Source organism: Desulfosarcina sp., from assembly GCF_041551955.1.
Lineage (GTDB): Bacteria > Desulfobacterota > Desulfobacteria > Desulfobacterales > Desulfosarcinaceae > Desulfosarcina.
In genome coordinates, this window is sequence record NZ_JBFELV010000597.1 from 1 (window position 1) to 2,201 (window position 2,201).

Consider the following 2,201-nt stretch of genomic DNA (forward strand, 5'->3'; position numbering starts at 1 on the left):
ATGTTTCGGATTGAGCTTCATAGCCCTTTGGATAAGATCGATGGCTTCAGCCGATCTTCCGGTGAAAGTCAATATTTCGGCCATCATGACCCGATTATCCGGATCATCGGGGTCGGCTGCGAGAAGCGTCTCTGCTTTAACAAGGGCCTCTTTGTACTTGCGTCGATACACGGGATTCCAGGGTTTTGGCAGCCCTGCCTTAATGAGACCGTCGGCAAAGTGCTCCAAGTCCTTTGGGTCTTTTAACGGCCAATACGGGAGGACACCTTCTATGCCAAGGCCACCGTAATGATGTTTTATTTTGAAGTAATATCCCAGGACTTTTGCAGCCTCTTCGTCCCGGCCCGTCTGCGCGTATGCAGCTCCGAGCCACACATACCCGAACGGAGTAACTTTATCAGAACCAAGTCTCTGGGCCCTTTCGAAGGAAATCACGGCCTCTTGGTACTGTCCCTGCAAATACTGCGCAATTCCCAGATATGACACATAGCGGTCAGGATAGTTGGGATTTAGCCGAATCGCCCATTTGATATAGTCCATTGCCTCGGCCGATCGTCCGGCGAAAACTAAAGCGCGCCCCATTGCCCATTGGCTCTCGGGATCATTAGGATTAAGTGCCAGCGCACGCTCTGCCTCGGTGATTGCCTCCGTATACCGGCGCTTAAACAGATGTTTTCCAGAAGCCTCCCGGTGGACGAGGGGTGTCGGATTCTTCATGGCAATTTCCAGGTGCTTTTGTGCCAGCGAACTTGCGTCGAACCAGCCAAGATCCACATCCCAACCCGTCGTCATGGCGTGCTTGTAAGCGAGCGATAGTGCAGTATGGCCACGAGAGAAACCAGGATCCAACTCAACGGCCTTTTTAAAACTGGAAACTGCTTTCACCAAATCATCACGGGTATCCCGGCGCATAAATTCCCAGCCTTGCAAGTAAGCGTCGTAGGCTGCGACGCTTGCAGTATCCTTGCGATCGAGTAACGACTGGTCGTCTCCGGTTAACTTAACCGCGAGTGCTGATACGATCTTCTGGGTGAATCTGTCTTGTAACGCAAAAATATCGCCCAGATTGCCATCATAGCGCTCTGCCCACAGGTGATGGCCTGTGGTTGCATCAATAAGCTGGGCGTTTATCCTTACCGTTTCACCTGCCTTGCGAACACTCCCTTCGAGAACGTAGCGGACCCCAAGATCCTCAGCCACTTGCTGCACCTTAACCGGCTTGCCCTTATAGGTGAAGGTCGAGTTCCGGGCAATCACGAACAGGCCGGAGATTTTAGATAGATCGGTAATCACGTCGTCGGTAATGCCATCGCTGAAATATTCCTGCTTGGGGTCGTCACTCATGTTTGTGAAGGGCAAGACTGCGATGGAAGGTTTGCCGGGCAAAGGAAATGCCATCCGCTCCACAGAAGCGAGTTCTACAGAAGGCGTCGGACGCAGGTAAAAGTTCCAAAGCGCCAAAGCACAAGCCACAATTGCAAGGACAACGAAGGCCGCTGTTGCGGTCCGTGGCCATGCAGGTTTTGGAGTTTCCTCTCCAATCACCTTACCCGCATATTCCGGTTCCATTAGGATTTTATAGACCCGAACAGGTTCAGAAATATTCTTTACATCGTGCGCACCAAAATATTCATATCCCAAATTCGCCAACTTGTTCTTAACTTGATCGAAAACGTTTCTGGATATGCAGATGCCGCCGGGATCAGCCAAACCCTCTATTCGTGCGGCAACGTTAACACCATCACCATAGATTCTATTACCTTCATGGATGATATCTCCGAGGTTAATACCAATACGAAATTCCATCTTTCGGTGATCAGGAAGGGGTGTATTTTTCTCTTTTAATTTTTCTTGAATTTCAATCGCACTGTTCACTGCATCGAGCGCACTGGCAAATTCAGCAAGAATATTATCGCCGGGTGAATCTACAACCCGCCCTTTGTGCTTAGAAATTAGGCCGGAGATTGTTTCACGGTAGGATGTGATGGTCTTTACGGTATATTCCTCATCGCTGCCCATCAAGCGGCTGTATCCTTTGACATCAGCGCTGAATATAGCCCTTAACGTTCGGTCTAAGCTGTTCTCCGTCATGAGGTCACCCCTCTTCTAATGGTTTAACAAAAGAAGAGACGTTAAAAATGGAATAGCGGATTTAAGAAGTATAGGTCAGCCGATATTGATTTATAATATAATAAGATATG

1 protein-coding gene is annotated in these 2,201 nt (G+C 49.2%); it reads right to left on the bottom strand.

Translation table 11 applies throughout. The annotated features are described in order from the left end of the window. A partial coding sequence (locus ABYV26_RS24630; RefSeq protein WP_372683992.1) for a tetratricopeptide repeat protein occupies positions 1-2,091 on the bottom strand: 2,091 nt, incomplete at its 3' end. Positions 2,092-2,201: the final 110 nt, after the last annotated feature.